23 protein-coding genes are annotated in these 21,463 nt (G+C 44.0%); 12 read left to right on the forward strand and 11 right to left on the reverse strand.

Annotation, left to right across the window (positions count from 1 at the left end):
• Nucleotides 1–33 precede the first annotated feature (33 nt).
• On the reverse strand, nt 34–519 hold the full coding sequence (locus FTT73_RS05220; RefSeq protein WP_035337988.1) for a DUF1289 domain-containing protein: 486 nt from the start codon (nt 517–519) through the stop codon (nt 34–36).
• A gap of 198 nt (nt 520–717) precedes the next feature.
• On the opposite strand from FTT73_RS05220, the gene FTT73_RS05225 reads away from it, so the two are divergent.
• From FTT73_RS05225 to FTT73_RS05240, 4 genes are all read left to right on the forward strand, one after another.
• Nucleotides 718–1,650, forward strand: coding sequence for a rhodanese-related sulfurtransferase (locus tag FTT73_RS05225; RefSeq protein WP_005097749.1), 933 nt, complete (start codon nt 718–720; stop codon nt 1,648–1,650).
• A 206-nt stretch (nt 1,651–1,856) separates the two neighbouring features.
• On the forward strand, nt 1,857–2,135 hold the full coding sequence (locus tag FTT73_RS05230; protein ID WP_005097750.1) for a hypothetical protein: 279 nt from the start codon (nt 1,857–1,859) through the stop codon (nt 2,133–2,135).
• 87 nt (nt 2,136–2,222) lie between these two features.
• Entirely contained in the window at nt 2,223–2,840 is a 618-nt protein-coding gene (locus tag FTT73_RS05235) for a DedA family protein (RefSeq protein WP_074383408.1), read from the forward strand.
• Between the two features lie 30 nt (nt 2,841–2,870).
• Entirely contained in the window at nt 2,871–3,296 is a 426-nt protein-coding gene (locus FTT73_RS05240; RefSeq protein WP_180191121.1) for an ABZJ_00895 family protein, read from the forward strand.
• Nucleotides 3,297–3,363: 67 nt separating this feature from the next.
• Here FTT73_RS05240 and FTT73_RS05245 read toward each other — a convergent pair whose 3' ends face one another.
• Both FTT73_RS05245 and FTT73_RS05250 read right to left on the reverse strand, forming a co-directional pair.
• Nucleotides 3,364–3,888 (reverse strand): YecA family protein, encoded by a 525-nt coding sequence (locus FTT73_RS05245; RefSeq protein ID WP_005169813.1) that lies wholly within the window; start codon nt 3,886–3,888, stop codon nt 3,364–3,366.
• A 71-nt stretch (nt 3,889–3,959) separates the two neighbouring features.
• Nucleotides 3,960–4,166: a PA3496 family putative envelope integrity protein gene (locus tag FTT73_RS05250; protein WP_005169810.1), complete on the reverse strand. Its 207-nt coding sequence runs from the start codon at nt 4,164–4,166 to the stop codon at nt 3,960–3,962.
• A 346-nt stretch (nt 4,167–4,512) separates the two neighbouring features.
• Here FTT73_RS05250 and rpoD point away from each other — a divergent pair, with 346 nt between their 5' ends.
• From rpoD to FTT73_RS05280, 6 genes are all read left to right on the forward strand, one after another.
• Complete coding sequence (rpoD, locus tag FTT73_RS05255) at nt 4,513–6,447, forward strand: RNA polymerase sigma factor RpoD (RefSeq protein ID WP_225554192.1); 1,935 nt, start codon at nt 4,513–4,515, stop codon at nt 6,445–6,447.
• 113 nt (nt 6,448–6,560) lie between these two features.
• Entirely contained in the window at nt 6,561–6,848 is a 288-nt protein-coding gene (locus FTT73_RS05260) for a YbeD family protein (protein WP_005169807.1), read from the forward strand.
• 150 nt (nt 6,849–6,998) lie between these two features.
• Complete coding sequence (lipB, locus tag FTT73_RS05265; RefSeq protein ID WP_074383411.1) at nt 6,999–7,658, forward strand: lipoyl(octanoyl) transferase LipB; 660 nt, start codon at nt 6,999–7,001, stop codon at nt 7,656–7,658.
• 74 nt (nt 7,659–7,732) lie between these two features.
• On the forward strand, nt 7,733–8,266 hold the full coding sequence (locus tag FTT73_RS05270; protein ID WP_005097759.1) for a hypothetical protein: 534 nt from the start codon (nt 7,733–7,735) through the stop codon (nt 8,264–8,266).
• Between the two features lies 1 nt (nt 8,267).
• On the forward strand, nt 8,268–9,452 hold the full coding sequence (locus FTT73_RS05275) for an iron-containing alcohol dehydrogenase (RefSeq protein ID WP_005097761.1): 1,185 nt from the start codon (nt 8,268–8,270) through the stop codon (nt 9,450–9,452).
• 264 nt (nt 9,453–9,716) lie between these two features.
• Nucleotides 9,717–11,111, forward strand: coding sequence for an APC family permease (locus FTT73_RS05280; protein ID WP_005097762.1), 1,395 nt, complete (start codon nt 9,717–9,719; stop codon nt 11,109–11,111).
• Nucleotides 11,112–11,172: 61 nt separating this feature from the next.
• On the opposite strand, the gene FTT73_RS05285 is transcribed toward FTT73_RS05280, so the two are convergent.
• The 8 genes from FTT73_RS05285 to rplU all read right to left on the reverse strand — a co-directional run bounded on the left by FTT73_RS05285 (nt 11,173) and on the right by rplU (nt 17,827).
• Nucleotides 11,173–11,568, reverse strand: a complete 396-nt coding sequence (locus FTT73_RS05285; protein WP_218946060.1) for a hypothetical protein — start codon at nt 11,566–11,568, stop codon at nt 11,173–11,175.
• A 139-nt stretch (nt 11,569–11,707) separates the two neighbouring features.
• Nucleotides 11,708–12,184, reverse strand: coding sequence for a tRNA (cytidine(34)-2'-O)-methyltransferase (locus FTT73_RS05290; protein ID WP_005097765.1), 477 nt, complete (start codon nt 12,182–12,184; stop codon nt 11,708–11,710).
• A 355-nt stretch (nt 12,185–12,539) separates the two neighbouring features.
• Nucleotides 12,540–13,922 carry a siroheme synthase CysG gene (gene cysG, locus FTT73_RS05295; RefSeq protein ID WP_100534875.1) on the reverse strand — a complete coding sequence of 461 codons (1,383 nt, stop codon included), beginning with the start codon at nt 13,920–13,922 and terminating at the stop codon, nt 12,540–12,542.
• Between the two features lie 73 nt (nt 13,923–13,995).
• Complete coding sequence (gene serS / locus FTT73_RS05300; protein ID WP_005097768.1) at nt 13,996–15,267, reverse strand: serine--tRNA ligase; 1,272 nt, start codon at nt 15,265–15,267, stop codon at nt 13,996–13,998.
• A gap of 100 nt (nt 15,268–15,367) precedes the next feature.
• The gene (locus FTT73_RS05305; RefSeq protein WP_180191122.1) at nt 15,368–16,129 is read right to left on the reverse strand and encodes a DUF3298 domain-containing protein; all 762 of its coding nucleotides are present in this window, start codon (nt 16,127–16,129) and stop codon (nt 15,368–15,370) included.
• 169 nt (nt 16,130–16,298) lie between these two features.
• Nucleotides 16,299–16,994, reverse strand: a complete 696-nt coding sequence (gene lolA / locus FTT73_RS05310; protein ID WP_180191123.1) for an outer membrane lipoprotein chaperone LolA — start codon at nt 16,992–16,994, stop codon at nt 16,299–16,301.
• A 247-nt stretch (nt 16,995–17,241) separates the two neighbouring features.
• A complete protein-coding gene (gene rpmA / locus FTT73_RS05315; RefSeq protein ID WP_005097774.1) occupies nt 17,242–17,496 on the reverse strand; it encodes a 50S ribosomal protein L27 in 255 nt (84 codons plus the stop codon).
• 19 nt (nt 17,497–17,515) lie between these two features.
• Nucleotides 17,516–17,827, reverse strand: coding sequence for a 50S ribosomal protein L21 (gene rplU, locus FTT73_RS05320; RefSeq protein WP_005097776.1), 312 nt, complete (start codon nt 17,825–17,827; stop codon nt 17,516–17,518).
• Nucleotides 17,828–18,272: 445 nt separating this feature from the next.
• Between rplU and sdsA the strand changes: the two genes are divergently transcribed.
• Together sdsA and FTT73_RS05330 are read left to right on the forward strand one after the other, a co-directional pair.
• The gene (gene sdsA / locus FTT73_RS05325) at nt 18,273–19,250 is read left to right on the forward strand and encodes an All-trans-nonaprenyl-diphosphate synthase (RefSeq protein WP_005097778.1); all 978 of its coding nucleotides are present in this window, start codon (nt 18,273–18,275) and stop codon (nt 19,248–19,250) included.
• Between the two features lie 15 nt (nt 19,251–19,265).
• Nucleotides 19,266–21,308, forward strand: coding sequence for a site-specific recombinase (locus FTT73_RS05330; protein ID WP_034608441.1), 2,043 nt, complete (start codon nt 19,266–19,268; stop codon nt 21,306–21,308).
• Nucleotides 21,309–21,463 lie beyond the last annotated feature (155 nt).

The raw sequence follows: 21,463 nt of genomic DNA on the forward strand, positions 1-21,463 counted from the left end.
CTGTTGTTATTTTTTTGCATAAAAAAAGAGGACTTATTCCTCTTCCTGCAGATGAATCAGATGCTGACTAATGCCATCCGCCCGCAGAAAAGCCAGATCATAACTGGCAGTGGCCAAAGCCAGAATCCGGCGCTCAAATTCATCCCAGAGTGGACGTACCTGCTTATAATGAATCCCCAAACCACTATCATCGGTAAAATGCCGATTTTTTTCACAGAGCTTTAAAGCATGATACAGCTTACGCCCTTTGGAGGCATCGTCACGTAAACGTACCCGTTTTGACAGCACAAAGGCTTGAACCTTGACGATATCTGCATGTGGCAACAACGGCACTAAAATCTGATCCAGCTGTGCATCCAGACGCCGCCATACGGCATGATGCTGATCAGCGCCATAAGTGTTCCAGTGAATCACCTCATGATTGAAACGGCGGCAACCACGACATACCGCATCACCAAATACGGTCGAGCAACGCCCAGCACACGGGGTTAAAGACGCAATACGACGATCTGAACTCAAAACACACTCCAAAGATACTGCAACTTCCAGTACCTGCATCACTGCATAAAACTTTACAAAATTCCGGGTCGGGCATGACTATACACGCTCTCCCCCATGAATTGAAGCCTGTTAAAAGGCAAGTGTTTTACTCGCTTATTCACTCGAATCACGCTAAAATATGCGCCTTTAAATTATCATGCTACGTTGGAGTATTCCATGAACGCTACTGTAGAACAGCTTGCACCTGTAGAACAGCAAGCGACCTCAGGTTGGGTTGTTGCCGCACTTTATCAATTCAAAGAAGTTCAAGATCCTGCCGATCTTCAACAACGTCTTTTAGACTTGGTAAAAACAATCAACCTTTGTGGAACACTCATTGTAGCGGGTGAAGGGATTAACGGTACGGTTGCAGGTGACCGTGCATCGATTGATCAAATTCACCAGTTCCTTCTCAATGAAGGCTTTGTTGAGATGGAATATAAAGAGTCAGACAGCTCTGACAAGCCATTTCGTAAAATGAAAATTAAATTAAAAAAAGAAATCGTGACTTTAGGGGTAGAAGTGAAACCACGTGATCTGGTCGGTCACTATCTTGATCCTCAGGAATGGAATGAACTGATTGCGCGTGATGACGTGATTCTGGTTGATACCCGTAACGATTACGAATACAAAGCAGGAACGTTCAAAGGCGCGATTGACCCGAAAACTGAAAGCTTCCGTGAATTCCCTGAATATGTGAAAAATAATCTGGAACAGCACAAAGACAAGAAAATTGCCATGTTCTGTACCGGTGGTATTCGCTGTGAAAAATCAACCTCTCTGCTTCTGCAAGAAGGTTTTACAGAGGTGTATCACCTGAAAGGCGGTATTTTAAAATACCTGGAAGAAACTCCGGCTGAAGAAAGTATGTGGGAAGGCGAATGCTTCGTATTTGATGGCCGTACAGCAGTAACACACGGTGTCGAAGAAGGTCAAAACACCAAATGCCATGCCTGTGGCTGGCCTTTGCTTCCTGAAGAAGTGGCGCTGCCAAGTTATGAACATGGTGTCTCTTGCGTGTACTGCATTGACAAGACCACAGAGAAACAAAAAGACGGTTTCCGTATGCGTCAGTCCCAAATTCTGGCAGCAAAACGTAAACGTCTCTAAGCCAGCCGCTTTGTAAGAAAATATATAAAAACCCTCTTCGGAGGGTTTTTTATTTACATAAAAATTACAACAGTAATAAAACTCTCACCAATTCATTACCAAGAACCTTATTTTTTTCCAAGCAAGATTGCTAGTCTATTGAAAAGTCTATCTTAAGCCAAGTCTTTCATTATTAACTTAAATTTTAAAATGAAAAGGAATATAACATGACCAGTTCACTTGCTCGAGATCCAGATAATCTGGTTCAGTTTCAACCCAAAGAGAATATAAAACAACAACGACTTCATCAGGTTAATGACGAGCTTGAGAGCCAGTCACATGTGTTTGTGGTCATCTTGGGAACTGTGATTGGCGCGATTTTAGCGCTGTTTATTGGTTATCATCTTAATACCAGTGTCATTCATTTTATGCTGCTGAGTGTTTTACCTGTCTGTTTGGCCTATGGCTTACGCAAAGTCTATATTTATACGCTGACACATAGCTGATTCTGCCTGCTCATTTATATTCCAAGACTTTACCGCATAAAAAATACTGCTTAGGATACAGGCAGTATTTTTTATTTTGACCATCTTATGAATTTAACTGAATGGATTATTTCCGTCATGGAACAACTGGGCTACTGGGGTATTGCCCTGCTCATGTTTCTGGATAATGTCTTCCCACCCATCCCTTCCGAAATCATTATGCCTTCTGCGGGCTATTCGGCCTCTCAGGGTGAGTTAATACTGGTCGGGGTGATCATGGCCGGTTGCATTGGCTCATTACTAGCAGCAGCCTTGCTGTACTGGGTGGGTTATAAATTCAATCACGATTCCATTTTCAAGTTTGTCGACCGTTATGGCAAATATCTGTTTATCAAATCCAATGATGTGAAAAAATCACTGAGCTGGTTTGAACATTATGGACATCGGATTGTGTTTTTTGGCCGCATGGTTCCTGCCGTCCGCTCACTGATCAGCATTCCTGCCGGCATGAGCCGTATGCCCTTCTGGAAATTCATGTTCTATAGCACACTCGGAACCATCATCTGGACCACGTTTTTGGCCTGTGTCGGATTTTACTTTGGTGAAAACCAAGAGTTGATGCAGCAAATTTTCAGTAAAGTCAGTTATGTGATTATTGCGATTGTTATAGTCATTATTGCCTGGGTTATCTACCGTAGACAGCAGCGTAAAAATCGTCCATCCTGAATAGACCTCAGCATGAAGGAGGCTAAAACGATGTCGCACTATCTTAAATATTTTGCCACCGTTTATCTTAGCTTGGTTCTATTCGTGGGCGTACTCATTTATGTATTCAATCTGGGCGCGATTCTCCTGATCCCGGCCCTGATCGCGTCGGCCTTTCTCAGTGCCCGATACTTTGTGAAGAGAGAACAACGTTTACCCAGCAAGGAAGAGAAAAGCAAACTGGTATGGGGTTCTACCATCATTGCGATTACATTTGGGTTTATTTTTATATTTGTTGTGATCTGGATGTATCCACAGACTGAAGCCATCTTCAACAACATGGCTTATACCGGAAGGGGCCCGAATTCATTTCTGATGGCCGCTGTGATTGCGGTACATGGTTTGATCTTTCATATTGCCTATAATGGCTATGCCCGCTACAGTCTGAGCAAACGGGTCGGTATTGAAAGAAAATAAAATCCCTTCGATGCTTTGATAAAAGTCCAAAGCTAAAAAAAGCACCGTGCGGTGCTTTTTTTATGAATTATTCTGGAGTGTGATACATCAGATACAATTCATTTAAGTTGTCTGGAATTTCTTCTGCAAGTTCGTCCATTAACTGGCCATTGCGACGGAAAGTTTCCATTTGCGGATCTTCATCATCAATGCCGCTGAAGACCATGATTGGCAGAGTTAAATCTACCAGTTGCTCTTCAAATTCTTCAGTAAACCAAGCTTCTTCGTTCAGGAACATGGCATCGACAAAGCCCACACTCCAGTCACCCAAGCTTGATTCGGTGTCTGCTTCTTCAATTTCAAATGGGAATGTAATCCCTTCTTCATTGGCTAAGCTTTGACGGATAGACTCTAACCATGCTTGTACCTGAGTGATGATTTCTGCAGGCACTTTCTTTTGATTGCTATCAAAAAGCTCGTCTAACCATTTGTCGAATTTTGGGCCTACTGCAATAGCACATAAGAAACCATGGGTTGCTGCGAAATCTAGACCATGTTCATTTTGGTCACCATCTAGATATTCACTCAACAGGTCTAAATCTAAAGCACTCATCTAACATCCAAACTTAGAAAACCGAAAGGTTTAGCATAGCATTTATTCAGGCCATGCTAAATCCGAATTCGTTAATCTTCGTCATCAAAATCGTCATCATCGTCGAAGTCATAGTCAAAATCTTTGAGTTCGCGTTCCAAGCGACGTTGTGAAAGTAAGTCATCAATCAGACGACGTTTTTCCAACGACTCTTTAGCGCTCAGCTTGCTGGAAGCTTCATCGAAATTAACATCATCCTCACCGAAGCTATCATCTAGTTCAAAATCTGTAGAAGACACTAAAACTTCCTCATAGTGAAAAATGTAAATGGTTTTAGCGCTATTTATCTTGCCTAAAACCACAAGTCAAGTTTTATTTAAATTTTCGTATTTTAAAGTTGTAAATAGGGCTTTTTTTTAAGGACATTGTGTGACATGATATAATCCACCCTGCGTCCTTATGTTTTTTGACTACACATTTTTTGGTCAAATACACAGATGCCGGGGTTGGACTTGAAAATAACAAATTCATCCCCATCTTAAATTACTGAATTTCATTTTAAATATTTTATCAGACAGCTTGAATGCTGAATACTCTGATGAAATACGTAGGCTATTCACTAAATTTAATGAGCTTAAATCGTGCATAAGTTGTACGGTTTTTCCTGTCACAGATTCAACGAAGAGTAAGCAAAAGATGAGCGATATGACTTCCCCTACTTCACAAGTAGCGGCTCTGATTAGCCGAGGCAAAGAACAAGGTTACTTAACCTTCGCTGAGGTTAACGATCATCTGCCGGACTCCATCACAGAAAGCGAGCAGATTGAAGATATCATTCAGATGCTGAATGACGTGGGTATTCCTGTACATGATCGCGCGCCTGAATCTGATGATACGATGTTCGAAGATACTACAGAAGCTGCCGATGAAGTTGCAGAAGAAGAAGCTGCAGCCGTACTGGCCTCTGTAGAAAATGAGCCAGGTCGTACAACTGACCCTGTGCGTATGTATATGCGTGAAATGGGTACCGTTGAGCTTTTAACCCGTGAAGGCGAAATTAGCATTGCAAAGCGCATCGAAGAAGGTATTCGTGATGTTTTGCACTCGATTGCTTACTGGCCCAATGCGGTAGAAGTTGTACTCCAAGAATATAAAGATTATGAAGCGGGCGAACGCCGTCTTGCTGACCTGTTATCGGGTTATTTAGATCCTGAATCAGACGAAGAAATTCCTGAAGTACTCGAAGAAGAAGTCGAGATCGCTGAAGACAAGACTGATTCGAAAAAATCGACCAAAGATGTAAAACTGGACGATGATGAAGAGGAAGAAGCTGAAACTGAAGATGATTCAGAAGCTGATTCTGGTCCAGATCCTGAAATTGCCAAAGCACGCTTCACTGAACTTGAAAATGCATGGTTGAATACCAAAACAGCCATCGAAAAACATGGTCGTGACAGCGAAGAATCTGAAGCTGCGCTGGAAGCACTGGCGACCGTATTCATGATGTTCAAATTCACGCCGCGTCTATTCGATATCATTTCAGAAATGATTCGTGGTACGCATGACCAGATCCGTGGTGCAGAACGTGAAGTGATGCGTTATGCCGTGCGCCGTGGTCGTATGGATCGTACCCAGTTCCGTACTTCTTTCCCGGGACAGGAATCGAATCCAGCCTGGTTAGATGAACAGATCGCGAAAACACCTGCAGACCAGAAAGCCTATCTGGAAAAAGTACGTCCCGATGTATTGGCCTTCCAGCAAAAGATTGCCGATATTGAAAAAGAGTTGGGTCTTGATGTTAAAGGCATTAAAGACATTGCCAAACGCATGGCCGTTGGTGAAGCCAAGGCACGTCGCGCCAAGAAAGAAATGGTCGAAGCCAACTTGCGTCTGGTGATTTCAATTGCGAAAAAATACACCAACCGCGGCTTGCAGTTCCTGGATCTGATTCAGGAAGGTAACATTGGCTTGATGAAAGCGGTGGACAAGTTTGAATATCGTCGTGGTTATAAATTCTCGACTTATGCAACCTGGTGGATTCGTCAGGCGATCACCCGTTCAATCGCCGATCAGGCACGTACCATTCGTATTCCGGTGCACATGATCGAGACCATCAACAAGATCAATCGTGTATCGCGTCAGCTTCTTCAAGAAATGGGGCGTGAACCGACACCTGAAGAGTTGGGCGAACGTCTGGAAATGGACGAAGTCAAAGTACGTAAAGTGCTAAAAATCGCCAAAGAACCGATTTCGATGGAAACACCGATCGGTGATGATGAAGATTCGCATCTGGGTGACTTCATTGAAGACAGCAACATCACGTCACCAATTGATGCTGCGACTTCAGAAGGCCTGAAAGAAGCGACACGCGAAGTTCTGGAAAACCTGACTGAACGTGAAGCCAAAGTTCTGAAAATGCGTTTTGGTATCGACATGCCGACCGACCACACCTTGGAAGAAGTGGGCAAACAGTTTGATGTGACACGTGAACGTATTCGTCAGATTGAAGCTAAAGCGTTACGCAAGCTTCGCCATCCATCACGTTCAGAACACTTACGTTCATTCCTCGAGAATGATTAAGATTTGATGCTTATTCTGGAGACTTGAAATTTAATCATCAGTCTCCACTTAAGTAGCCAAGACAGACCCAAACGCCTGCATGATTGCAGGCGTTTCAAATCAGGGGGACTACCATGTTAGACCGTACACCATCTCGTGAACTTCAAGAACATCTTTGGGTTTTCCCTATGGATTATCCGATTAAACTGATTGGCCTTGCTGGCATTGAACTGCGTCAGGCCGTGAATGATATCTTTGTAAAACATTTTCCTGAATTTGATGGCAGTGAGATGACCATCACACCGTCGCGTACTGGCAAATATCATTCCATTACCGCACAACTGCGCTTTTTGGAACTGGAGCAGGTACATGCAGTATATGCAGATTTGGCCGCCTGTCCGCTGATTAAAACCGCACTGTAATCAAAAATACAAAAGACACGCTTTCGGGCGTGTTTTTTATGCCTGTACAATGACTGAGCTAGCGCTTAAATATTGTAGGTCTCGCCCCTATTTCATGCCGAAATCATTATAATTATGACCAGTTTTTTATAATTACCAAGGACACTCCCTGTGACTGATGTGCTGCAAAAGCCCGAGCTGATCATTCGTCAATATCACGACCTTACTCCTTATGAAGATCGCTTTCTGGAAATGAAAACATTTACGGAAAACCGTGATGAATATAGTCCGGATCAGCTGTGGATTCTGCAACATCAGGATGTATTGACTCAAGGTCAGGCCGGTAAGCCAGAACATATTCTGATATCGAGCAATATCCCGGTAATTCAAACCGATCGTGGTGGTCAAGTGACCTGGCACGGCCCGGGCCAGCTGGTGGCTTACTTCATGTTTGACCTGAATCGCCTAGGCTGGAATGTGCGTACACTGGTGTCCTATGCTGAAAACCTGATGATCGATCTGCTGAAAAAATACGGCATTGATGCTTATGCCAAACCCGATGCACCGGGGGTCTATGTGGCTGAACGAAAAATTGGTTCACTGGGTTTTAAAATTCGTAAAGGCCGTAGCTATCATGGTCTTTCCTTAAATCTGGATTGTGACCTGAGCGGATTTAATACCATCAACCCTTGTGGTTATGCGGGACTGGAAATGGTTCGCATGAGCGACCTACTGGAACAACCGCCACAATTCAACCAGTTATGTCGTGAAATTATTGAAACTTTGCGCCACAGCGGTTACTTTAATCAAGTCACTGTCGAGCAAAGATAAAGCCTTTGCATTTCACCCCCAAATAAATTAGAGTATTTACTCTAAACCAATAATATTGAGATAGGGATCATCACGTGATTGCAACTAAATCCGTAAAACCCGCTTTGCAGCTTGCCTATGTCAAACTCATGATGGATGTGATTGGCCGCGGTCTGGTCATGGCAAGCCAGGTGGATGAAGAAATCAAACAGGAAGTTGCTCAATTTCCAGTCCATTTCACTCTTTCCATGAAAGTCTTTCCGCATGGCCCAGCCTTTGTGGCGCGGGTCACTGAGGACAAGCAATTGGAACTGGTGAAAAATCTGGAAAAAGCACCTGATCTGACTATTACCTTTAAACATCTGCACCATGCTTTTTTAGTTTTTTCCTTTCAGGAAAGCACCTCTCAAGCCTTTGCCAATGACCGCATGATTGCCGATGGCGATATTTCCAATGCCATTCGTCTGGTGCGTTGTCTAAATAAAATGGAAGCACTGATTTTGCCTAAATTGGTGGCGCAACTGGCTGTCAAAGAATATCCAAGCAATCTCAGCCTCAAAGAAAAACTAAGCGAAGCGAGCAGTATTTATCTAAAAATCGCTCAATCTTATTTAAAACGGAGTGTATAACATGGCTAAACCTTATTATGAATTTTTCTGTCCAGTTAAAGTCATTGCCGGACATGCCGCGTTAGAACATATTCCGTTTGAGCTTGCAACTTTGGGGGCCAAACGTCCACTCATCATTACCGACAAAGGTGTACGCGCCAATAATCTGCTGGCACCGATTGAAGCTGCATTTGAAATGGCGGATGCTGCAATTGTAGCCATTTTTGATGACGTACCACCCGATTCTAGCTTGGGTACAGTACGTAGTGCGGCGAAACTGTATCGTGAAAATCACTGTGATGCGATCATTGCTGTGGGCGGCGGTTCAGTCATTGATACCTCCAAAGCAACCAATATTCTGGTGTCTGAAGGCGGTGATGACCTGCTTAAATATTCTGGTGCCCATAACCTGCCTAAGCCGCTGAAGCCATTTTTTGTGATTCCAACAACTTCGGGGACAGGCTCAGAAGTCACCATGGTGGCCGTCGTCTCAGATACTGAGAAGAATGTTAAAATGCCTTTCGCATCGTATTATTTGATGCCGCATGCTGCGATTTTAGATCCGCGCATGACCCAGACTTTGCCGCCGCATTTAACCGCCATGACCGCAATGGATGCACTGACCCATGCGGTCGAAGCTTATACTTGCATGGCAGCCAATCCAATCTCAGATGCTTATGCCACCGCAGCAGTCAAGAAGATCAGTAGCCATCTATTCAATGTGCTGGATAATCCCAATGATGCGCAAGGCCGTCTGGAACTGGCTCAAGCATCGACCATGGCCGGTATTGCATTTTCTAACTCGATGGTCGGGATTGTGCATTCACTCGGTCATTCACTGGGTGCAGTGGTGCACTTGCCGCATGGTTTATGTATGAACCTGTTCCTGCCGTATGTGCTGGAATACAACAAAGAGGTCAATGGTGACAAGATTGCTGATCTGTTGCTACCTTTGGCAGGTGCCGATATTTATGCGCAAACACCAGCACATTTACGCGCAGACAAAACCATTGCCACTATTCTGACCATGCGAGATCGGATTTATAGTCTGACCAAACTGCCACGTACATTACGTGAAACCGGCAAGATTTCTGAAGCGCAGCTGGATGAAGTGGCAGAGAAAGCCCTGAACGATGGTTCCATCATTTATAACCCGAAAGAAGCCACCTTGGAAGATTTAAAATCTATCTTAAAAAAGGCTTGGTAATTACTGAAAAATAAGCCAATATAGCGAAAATTAAAGCCTGATGTTTTTTTAGACATCAGGCTTTTATCTTGCATAAAGAAATCATTGCGCTAATTTGAATGGCATACTTTATGCACCTCAAAAGTCAAAAAAATAGCTAGCAAAAGCCCTTCTTTTCAAGTAGATTGGCGGGCTTTTATAGAAAACTGTAGGGGGGATCGTTCGTCTCAAACGATCCTTATAAATATGACTGATCCTTGATCAACGATTAAGAGGATAACGCCGTTGACTAATATCTCTGGGACTCAATCGGCAGCTAAACTGCAAAAAACGCTGGGACTCTGGCACATCATTATTATTGGTTTGGCTTATATTCAACCCATGACCTTGTTTGATACATTCGGTCTGGTATCTGAAGAAAGTAACTTCCACGTTCCCACCTCTTACATTTTTGCGCTGATTGCAATTTTGTTAACCTCTTTGAGCTATGGTCATATGATTCGTCGCTACCCTTCTTCGGGTTCGGCCTATACCTATGCGCAAAAATCCATTCACCCGAATGTGGGTTTCATGGTGGGATGGTCATCTTGGCTCGATTATTTATTGTCGCCAATGGTCAACATCATTCTTGCTGTCATTTACCTAGAAGCCCTGTTCCCTGATATCAATCATTGGGTTTGGGTCGTGGTATTGACTGCATTCATGACTGGCATCAATTTACGTGGTGCGCGCTTTGTAGCAAACTTCAACAGTATGATCGTGTTCGTGCAGTTGATTGTCATTGCCGTATTTACCTGGATGGTCTACAGCAAGTTACAGGCTGGCTTTAATGCGGATGGTCCAATCACAGCTGAGCAACGCTATCAGCTCTGGAGTCTGGAACCGTTCTGGAATGAATTAACGTCAGTAGGCGCCCTGATTACTGGTGCGACTTTACTGTGCTTCTCTTTCACTGGTTTTGACTCTTTAAGCTCGCTGGCTGAAGAAACCAAAGATACTGAAAAAACTTTGCCTAAAGCGATTTTCTTGACCGCTTTAATTGCCGGTATTATTTTCATTATCAGCACTTACTTCATGCAGATTTACTTCCCGAACAATCCAGGTTCATATTTCCAGAATATTGCTGAAACTCAGCCGGAAATTTTGATGCTGGTGGGTGGGTCCTTGTTCCAGGCTTATGTACTTGGTTTTGCAATCATTACCGTCATGGCATCAGGGATTTCTGCACACGCAGGTGTATCTCGCTTAATGTACGTCATGGGCCGTGATGGCGTGATCAACAAGAAAATCTTTGGTCATATCAGTCCGAAAAACTACACACCGTCATACAACATTATGATTGTCGGTGCTGTAGCCTTAACAGCTGGCTTCATGGATCTTGATTTTGTGATTTCACTGATCAGTTTCGGTGCATTGACGGCGTTCAGTTTCGTAAACTTGTCTGTCATTTCACGCTATGCTTTACGTGATGGTCGTACCAAAACTGCGAAAGAAATTCTGAACTTTGTGGTGGTACCACTTGCAGGTTTCATTGCAGTATTTGCCTTATGGCTCGAAGTTGATCAAACCTCATTGAAATATGGTCTGATTTGGGCATTTGGCGGTATCTTGTACCTGGGTTATAAAACCAAAGGTTTCAAGCATCCTGCACCTCAGCACAACGAATTTGACGATAAATAATATCGTTCCGGTTCAAATAAAAAAGGCGCTTTAAGCGCCTTTTTTATGTTTTTGATTTTACTTAGGATAAACGACAATCAAAACCCATTTGGGTATTGACCCGATTATTTTCATAGCCCAGTTTTTCAATGAACAGACTTCTATTCGACAATAATTTTTGCTCTTCCGGATTTAGTCTGGCTTTATTCTTGACCGCCAGCTGATACATTTCATTGACCACATCCTGAAAAATAGCACAGACTTCCTGACGTTTGGTCTGCTTCAATTTACGTCCACGCCAAGTCCATTCAAAATCATCGGAATTCAGACTCTGTCCCCAGTTATCGATCCGCGCATCCAAGCGTTTTTGCATGTCAGCCAATCCTTGCTGTATTTCCGCTTGCGTAATTGGCTGAACTTGTTGCGTTTCCCCCATTACATCACTTGCTTCTTGCGCACCGAGGTGTAAAGCAGTCATTCCAATACAACAGGCCAAGGCAAATTTTAATATCGGCTTCACGCGTATATCCTTCTTATTCCAATCAGTTGTATCTCTCTATCCTAGCAAATAAAAAAGCCACCCAAAGGCAGCTTTTCAAATTATTGTAAATTTAAGCTTAGAGCGCTTTAAAACCCTGCTGACGCCAGGCTTCATATACAATCACTGCCGTGGCATTCGAAAGGTTTAAACTACGAGAGTTCTCTGCCATCGGTAAACGAATCCAGTGCTGCTGCGGGAACATCATCCGAACATGTTCAGGCAGACCACGCGTTTCCGGCCCCATCAACAATGCCACAGGACGGTTCAAGTCCGAGGTATGTGGCGTTTCAGTCCCTTTGGTGGTCAGTGGATAGACCGCATCCAGAGCAATGCCTTTGCTTGCCAGATCGGCCAGACAGTCTTCGATAGTGTCCCAAATCTGCATACGTGCATATTCGTGATAATCCAGACCGGCACGTCTCAGTTTTTTATCATCCAGTTCAAAACCCAGTGGCTTGACCAGATGCAACTGTGCTCCCGTATTGGCACACAGACGAATAATATTGCCTGTATTTGCAGGAATTTCGGGCTCATATAAAACAACGTGGATCACTTATTTCTCACTTTATACATTTCATTCAGATATAGCTTTCAACTTATAGATCAAACAGCAACATCAGTGCTGTTATCTAGATGCAGCTTTTTCCTGTATTCGGACCATGAGATTAATCGTCATATCCTTTTATTCAGGTGTAATTTTCGTCTTGCAGTCAAACCAAGAGACAACTTTTGCTTATCCTCTTACTCAGGCATGGCCTTCGTCTTGCAGTCAAACCAAGAGACAACTTTTGCTGATCCTCTTACTCAGGCATAGCCTTCGTCTTACGGTCAAACCAAGAGACAACTTTTGCTTATCCTCTTACTCAGGCATAGCCTTCGTCTTGCGCTCGGGCAAAGCAGTGATTTGCTTATCCTCGCTCATGCCATTGCAGTTGTTCACGCAAGCGAACCACTTCACCAATAATGGTTAAAGTCGGTGCCTGAATTTGATGCTCAGACACTTTAGAGGCGATGTCAGCAAGGGTTCCCACCACAACTTTTTGCTCAGGAGTCGTGCCTTTAGAGACCAGTGCCACCGGCATATCTGCGCGTTGACCATGAGCGATTAACTGCGCACAGATTCTTTCCAATCCCACCAGTCCCATATACAGCACCAAGGTCTGGTTTTCATAGACCAGCTCACGCCAAGGCAATTCAGGCGAACCTTCTTTTAAATGACCTGTCAGGAAACGCACACTTTGTGCATAATCCCGATGCGTTAATGGAATACCGGCGTAGGCGGAACAACCTGAAGCTGCGGTAATACCCGGCACCACCTGAAAAGTAATACCTGCCGCAAACAGTTCTTCAATTTCTTCGCCGCCACGCCCAAAGATGAAAGGATCACCGCCTTTCAGACGACAAACCCGCTTGCCTTCACTGGCATATTTGACCAATAAAGCATTAATCCCATCTTGTGGAACTGCATGATTGGAACGCGCCTTACCAACATAGATTTTTTCCGCATCACGGCGACACAGATCCATAATCGGTTCAGACACCAGGCGATCATAAATCACCACATCGGCTTGCTGCATCAACCTTAACGCTTTCAGGGTCAACAGTTCTGGATCACCTGGACCTGCACCCACCAGATAGACTTCACCTTTCGGCTGTTGCCACTCTTGTAATGCTTGCTCGATCAGACGGTCTGCTTCAGCCATATTGTCATTAAACACCTGCTCTTTCAGCGGACTGGCGTACAGATCTTCCCAGAAAATACGGCGCTGATCCGGATTGACAATTTTTGCTTTAACGCGACTGCGCCATTTGCCTGAAAACTCAGCCAGCTTGCCCATGCCATGTGGAATCGTCGCTTCCAGTTGAGTCCGAATCTGGCGTGACAACACCGGCGACGTGCCATTCGATGCCACCGAAATCACCAGCGGTGAGCGGTCAATAATCGCAGGCACCATAAAACGGCAATGTGGCGGATCATCAACACTGTTGACCAGTACATTTTCAGCTTCGCACAGCTCGAAAACCTGACGATTCACATCAGCATCATCTGTTGCTGCAATCACTAAACGATAATGACGTAAAGGAATCTGTGTACTGAATGGTGCCTGATCATATTGCCCTTGAGACTGCTGAACAATCCCAAGTAAATTGGCATCAATTTCAGGTGCAATGACATGAATCACTGCTCCGGCTTTTGCTAATAATACCGCTTTACGGTAGGCAATATGTCCACCACCGACAATCAGACAAGGTTGCTGTTGCAACTTTAACGAGATTGGAAAGATATCCATGAACTACCTCAAAATTTTAAATCTGATTGTCTATGCAATTTTCATGCACATTTAGCGATGCTGATATCAAGCATTAGTCGATATAAGTCGCACCACCCATATATGGACGCAATACTTCAGGAATCTCAATCGAACCGTCTGCACGCTGATAGTTTTCCATCACTGCAAGCAAGGTACGACCAACAGCCAGACCTGAACCATTCAAGGTATGTACAAATTCAGTTTTTTTCTGGTCGGCACGGTAACGCGCTTTCATACGACGCGCCTGGAAGTCACCCATGTTTGAACATGAAGAGATTTCACGATAAGTATTCTGGCTTGGCACCCAAACTTCAAGATCATAAGTCTTGGTCGCGCCAAAGCCCATATCACCGCCACAAAGGATGATCTTACGGTATGGCAGACCTAATGCTTGCAAGATACCTTCAGCATGGCCGGTTAAATCTTCCAGTGCCTGCATAGACGTTTCAGGTTTAACAATCTGAACCATTTCCACTTTGTCGAACTGGTGCTGACGAATCAGGCCACGGGTATCACGGCCATAAGACCCTGCTTCACTACGGAAACATGGGGTATGTGCTGCATATTTTAATGGCAGACGATCTGCATCAATGATTTCATCACGCACGAAGTTAGTCACTGGCACTTCAGCAGTTGGAATTAAATAGAATTCTTTTTCGCCTTGAAGTTTAAACAGATCTTCTTCAAATTTAGGCAATTGGCCTGTACCACGTAATGAATCCGCATTCACCAAATACGGTACATAGGCTTCGGTATAACCATTCTGATCTGTATGCGTATTCAGCATGAACTGTGTCAATGCACGTTGTAAACGCGCCAATGGGCCTTTCAAAACACTGAAACGAGAACCGGTCAATTTGGTTGCGGTTTCAAATTCCAGACCGCCCATCATTTCACCGAGGTCAGTATGGTCTTTGATCTCAAAATCGAATTCACGTGGTGTACCCCATTTCAGGATTTCCACGTTATCGCTTTCGTCTTTGCCTTCAGGCACAGCTTCATCTGGCAAGTTTGGAATAGACAGTAATTTTTCTTCAAGCTCCGCTTGCAGTTCAGCCAATGCTGCTTCAGCCGCTTTGATTTCATCACCAATCGCAGACATGCGTGTCATGATTTCAGAGGCATCACCGCCTGCTTTTTTAATTTGACCGACTTGTTTTGCACCGGCATTACGTTCAGCTTGCAGTGTTTCTGTCTTGGACTGAATTTCTTTACGGCGCGCTTCTAGGGAGGCCCACTCTTCAACATTGAGTTGAACACCACGTTTTGCCAAGGCCAAATTTACAGCCTCAATATTGTTTCTGAGTAATTTCGGGTCGATCATAATCAATCTTTGCAGAAGAAAAAAACTGGCTATAGTGTAAGCTCTTAACGTCAAAAAATACAGTGACTACGACCACAGCTGTGCCTTATTAGCACAATATTTAGGAAGTCTTGGACTGTAAAATGGCTAAATATTCAGGCCAAATCACTTCACCCAAATCTGCATAGGACACTTTTAATTCAGGCGTTCCTGCTGCTTTAGAAGTTAATTCACCTGCCGGGTACACCAACACCAGACCCGACCTGTCAAAATAATAGTTATCACTCAGTTTTAACTGCTGTGCTTGTATCCCCTGTGTGCGTAGCCATCGAGTATTGGTTCGATATATCACATTGAGTAGTTTCTGCTCACCGCCCTTTAACATCAATTGATGCAAAGCCAGACGCTTTTTCTGTTTCAGATCAAAATTGATATATTCCACATGTTCACTTGATGCAGTTTGATTCTTCACCAGATTGGAACTTATTAAGGCAAAAGTCGCCAGATGATCACGCTGAGCGATAAATACTACCTTGATAAAACGCTGATCCAGATAATAGGGCTCATCGGCTTTTTTAGGATTTTTCTGAGTCACTTTGGTGAATGCAACCGGCTCGGTATGCTGAATACGTTCTATAAAATATTGATCAATCCAGTCAAGGTTGGTATCCACCGTATGAAGCTCAAAGCGTACACAGCCTTCTATTTCACACACCACTTTGGCCACCCCTTTGAGGGGAATACTCTTGGCTTCAATCTGCACCCACGGCTCTGTTTGGGTAAGCGTTGCAACTGAATTGGATGGCGGCTGACAGCCCAACATATATACAGTGATTAATAAGACAGCATAAATTTCAGCAGTTTTAAACAGATTGATCTTCATCCTGAGCTCCCAAAATTTTGCAATTTCATTGACTCGACTTTTATTTATTTTAAGATGCTCTCTTGTCTAGATATAGCTGAACCTTGTAGCCTGCTCAAAATAATCATGATAATTGGCAATAAAAAAGCAACCAGAATCGGTTGCTCTTTGGTTTACTTGATACTTCTGATTATTGATCAATAATGTCCGTACCTTTTGGCGGGGTAAAGTTAAAGGTAGAAGCCGGAATACTGTTATTCACTTTCACATTACTAAACTTAATATTTGTAGTTTGGCCAAGTGAATCCTGCAAGATCATCAGGCTCGGTGCTTTATTGGCGCCAAAGCTAATGGTCAGGCTCTCAAAGACACCATCGGTATTTTTAGGATACAGCGTGTAATAGGTTTTCCCCTTATTCGGCTGAGTGACCCGGTAAGACTGCATAATCTGACTGGTATTTCCTGACAGAAGCAAAGCCGGTGTATTGGCAACTTGCTCATCCAGATTTTGACGAACCGCTTGCTGCAAATCCGGATCATAAATCCATACTGTTTTACCAGTCGTTGTAATGGTTTGCTTCGATGGTGCGGTCGTTTCCCAATAGAATTTACCCGGACGCTCGACTTTCATCACCCCTTTAAAGGTTTGATTCATATGTTGTGCGCTCAAGCCTTTTTTCTGGGTTGCTCTCGGATTGGTCACCTTGGTGCTTTGCTCAAAATTTGCCGTCATGCTACGTACATAATTCAGCTGCTTCACCAGACTGGCAGTTGCCTGTTGCTCCGACGCTGCCACAGGTGCAGCAAACACGGTTGTACTCATCACCGGTGCTAAAGTCACTGCACCCAGAGCCATAGCACAGACGGTTTTACGAAGCATATTCATAATTTCACCTTTATATTTTGCGTCATCGCAATTTATTTGATGTCTCATCTTAAACGAAAATTAAAAGCTAAAATGATAGAAAATAAGAACTTTTGTATGGTTATTAATTCGAAATCTATTTTTTTGTTCATCATGATGAAGATTTCAGCCGTTTTTTTACATAAGCTGGATCAGGCGTTCATTACAGTCAATTTTCAGGCATAAAAAAGCCCACAGAAACTGTGGGCTTTTTTTCTATCTCAGCGAATTACGCTTCAACAGATACGTAGCGACGACCGAATTGGCCTTTCACTTCGAATTTGATTACGCCGTCAGCAGTCGCAAACAAAGTATGGTCACGGCCCATACCTACGTTTTGACCAGCGTGGAATTCAGTACCACGTTGACGAACGATAATGTTACCAGCAGTCACAGATTGACCGCCGTACATTTTAACACCTAACATTTTAGGATTCGAATCACGACCGTTTTTAGTCGAACCACCGGCTTTTTTAGTTGCCATGTCTATTTACTCCTCGTAATTAGCCTGAAATAGCTGTAATTTTCAACTCAGTGAACCATTGACGGTGACCTTGTTGTTTACGGTAGTGTTTACGACGACGCATTTTGATAATGCGGATTTTGTCGTGACGACCATGGCTAACTACTTCAGCAGTTACAGTAGCGCCAGCAACAACTGGAGCACCGATTTGAATGCTTTCACCGTTTACAAGCATCAATACGTCATCAAACGTAATAGTTGAGCCAGTTTCAGCTTTCAATAATTCTACTTTAAGGGTTTCACCCTCGATTACACGGTGTTGTTTACCACCGCTTTGGATTACTGCGTACATAATGTACTCCAAACAAGCCCGTGTCGTCGTGCCGATAAAGGAAGATATCGATCTTAAGACGTACGCCACTGGGGGATATCTAAGGGCGAGGATTTTAAGGGATATTCAAAAAAACAACAAGCCATTTTACTGAAATAATAATGGCGAGTATGTGCTAATTATTTAACACTTAAATAATTTCTATCAAATCAGACACTCAAGATATATTCAGCAACAAAATAATACAGCAGAAATTCGGCCAGTTTGATTAATATACTCAGCCTGATGAAGAGAGCGATATCGCTGACCTTTCCTGATTTTTTGTAGCGCAGAATATAGATCGAATCTGAATAAGATCTATAAAAAGCTGATTTTTAGTGGAGTTTATGCATTTCTTAGGTTTCACTCATGTTATAAATTGTTAAACTACGACCTGCGATTTACCAGACTAGAGGTTTTCTTTCACATGACCATCGACTTTAAGCAAGACATTCTCGCTCCTGTTGCTAACGACTTTGCTGCGATGGACACATTCATTAATGAAGGAATTACTTCAAAAGTTGCACTGGTGATGGCCGTCAGCAAACATGTAGTCGAAGCGGGTGGCAAACGTATGCGCCCGATTATGTGTCTTCTGGCTGCCAAGGCTTGTGGTGCTGAAGATTTAGAACCGCATCGCAAGCTGGCCGCGATTATTGAAATGCTGCATACGGCGACGCTGGTGCATGATGATGTGGTCGATGAATCTGGCCTGCGTCGTGGCCGTCCGACTGCCAATGCGACATGGAATAACCAGACTGCTGTTCTGGTCGGTGACTTCCTGATTTCACGTGCATTTGATCTGCTGGTCGATTTAAACAATATGGTCTTGCTGAAAGATTTCTCGACCGGCACCTGTGAAATTGCTGAAGGTGAAGTGCTGCAATTGCAATCCCAGCACCAGCCAGAAACCAGTGAAGCGACTTATTTAAATATTATTCATGGTAAAACGTCGCGCCTGTTTGAACTGGCGACAGAAGGCGCAGCGATTCTGTCGGGTAAAGATGAATTCCGTGAGCCTTTAAAAACTTTCGCCGGTCATTTCGGCAATGCCTTCCAGATTATTGATGACATTCTAGATTACACCTCCGATGCAGAAACCCTCGGCAAAAATATTGGTGATGACCTGATGGAAGGCAAACCTACCCTGCCATTGATTGCTGCGCTAAAAAATACCTCCGGTGAGCAGCATGAAATTATCCGTCGCAGTATTGCCACTGGCGGTACAGAACATCTCGATCAAGTCATTCAAATTGTCAATGCATCTGGGGCACTGGACTATTGCCGTCAACGTGCGACTGAAGAAACGGAAACCGCCATTCATGCCCTGCAGGCATTACCTGACTCTGAGTATCGTCAAGCTCTGATTAATCTGGCCAAACTGGCCCTACACCGAATTCAGTAATCTTTAAACTCGCCTATGCATATTAATTTTCTTGATCTTTTCCAAAACATGCAGCATCAGCTTGAGCAACCTCAGGCGGTGCTGGATGAAAATCTTCTCATTGAACTGATTGAAAGAATCAGACCGGAAGACAGCAGAAATACCGAAGAAATCGAAGCAAAGTTCAATGCATTTATCCAGGCTTTATTATTGACGCCGAATGCAGTTTCAGCATTACAGACATTTACCCTGCGGATCATTAACCGTTATAAACAGACCAGTCTGTTTTCCGATACCGGTATTTTGTCTCTGGATGGTTTCTGGAATCAGCTCAATCAGCGTATTGGCGCGCATATCCTGCCAGTTATTCCGGATCATCAGCAATTACAAGAATTATTTCGCAAGGTTTTTTATCAGCCGACCGATAAATACTGGCTCGACTATTTTGATGAAGATGACTGGCAACGCTTATTTTCAGTTCTCAATCAGGGTCACTCCAATCAGCCTGAAAAGACCCGCATTAAAGATCAACTGATCAAGGCACTGACCATTTTGTCGTATCGGATCAGTGGTATTGGTCTGCATCCTGAATTTATTAATGCACAGCCGGAACTGATGGAATATGAATCTCCTTTTCTGGTGCAGAACCGTGAGATTAACGAATTTATTCAGGAATACAAAAAACGCTATAACACGGTCACGCTGGTCGATTCGATCACCCCGCCAGATGCTTCGCAAGCACTGGTGATGCTGGAACAGTGTCATGATGTCGTGGCAAAAATTCGCCGCTCTACCAAACGGATTGGGGTCAGCGTGAGTCTGACCTATATGCTGGCACTGCTGGAGCAGTGTCTGGAGCGGGTTGAAATCCTGCTCAACATGGTCATGGACGAGGATGACCTGCGCTACCAGTCCATCGGCCTGTTTATTGCAGATATCACTGAAGCGATTTATAGCGAACGCAGTGTACGTGCCCTGCTGGCGACCAATAGTGAACTCCTGGCCTTGCAGGTGACTGAGAATGCTAGTAAAACCGGCGAGCACTATGTCAGTACTGACAAAAAAGGCTTTCTGGCCATGTACAAATCGGCCGCCGGTGCAGGTGCCATTATCGCAACAATGGCCACCCTGAAAATCCTGATGACACGCCTGAGCATGGCGCCTCTCATGCAGGCCTTTAGCTATAGCATGAATTATTCGCTGGGTTTTATGCTGATCCATGTGCTGCATTTTACCGTGGCGACCAAACAGCCAGCGATGACAGCCGCTGCACTGGCGGCCACAGTCCAGCAACGCAAAGGCTCAAAAATGGCGCAAATTGCCGAGCTGGCCGCGCTGATTGTGAATATTATCCGTACCCAGTTTGTGGCAATTCTGGGCAATATTTCGATTGCCATTCCGGTGGCGGCATTGATTACCTTAATGTGGGACGTTGCTCTGCATGAACCCTTAATGAATCATGCCAAGGCAACCAAAACCTTACATGACCTGAATCCCTTTACCTCTTTGGCAATTCCGCATGCTGCAATTGCCGGGGTATGTCTGTTCCTGTCCGGGTTATTGGCCGGTTATTTTGACAACATGGCCGTCTACCGCAAGGTAGGCCCCCGCCTGAAAGCCCATATACGTTTATCGCAATTGATGGGACAGGAACGGCTGTACCGGTTTGCAGATTATATTGAACGTAATCTGGGAGCGCTGGCAGGTAATTTCATGTTTGGCATCATGCTCGGCAGTATGGGCACCATTGGTTTTATTCTGGGGTTGCCGCTCGATATCCGTCATATTGCCTTTGCCTCGGCCAACTTTATTCAGGGCCTGATCAATATTAATGGCCCGGATATTGGCTTGATTGTGGTGTCTTTCCTCGGTGTGTTGTTGATTGGCCTGACCAACTTATTTGTCAGTTTCAGTTTGACCATTATTGTGGCCTTACGTGCACGACGGGTACGTTTTGAACAGTGGAAACCGTTGGCAAAACTGGTCATGACTCACTTCCTGACCCGGCCAAGTGATTTCTTCTGGCCCCCCAAGCAAAGCATTGAAATTGACGAAAATCATACATCGACAAAATCTTAAAACTGCGACAATTACAGTATATTTAGCAACAAATTCCTTACTAAAAAAATGGAATTCGCATAAAATACGCACACTTGAAAAAAAGTGTACTGACAAGTACACTTCTACTCCAGACAATTAACCGATCTGCGAACGGTTAAAGGGACAAGGATTTT

The sequence above is a fragment of the Acinetobacter sp. YH01006 genome, assembly GCF_013420445.1.
GTDB lineage: Bacteria > Pseudomonadota > Gammaproteobacteria > Pseudomonadales > Moraxellaceae > Acinetobacter > Acinetobacter pseudolwoffii.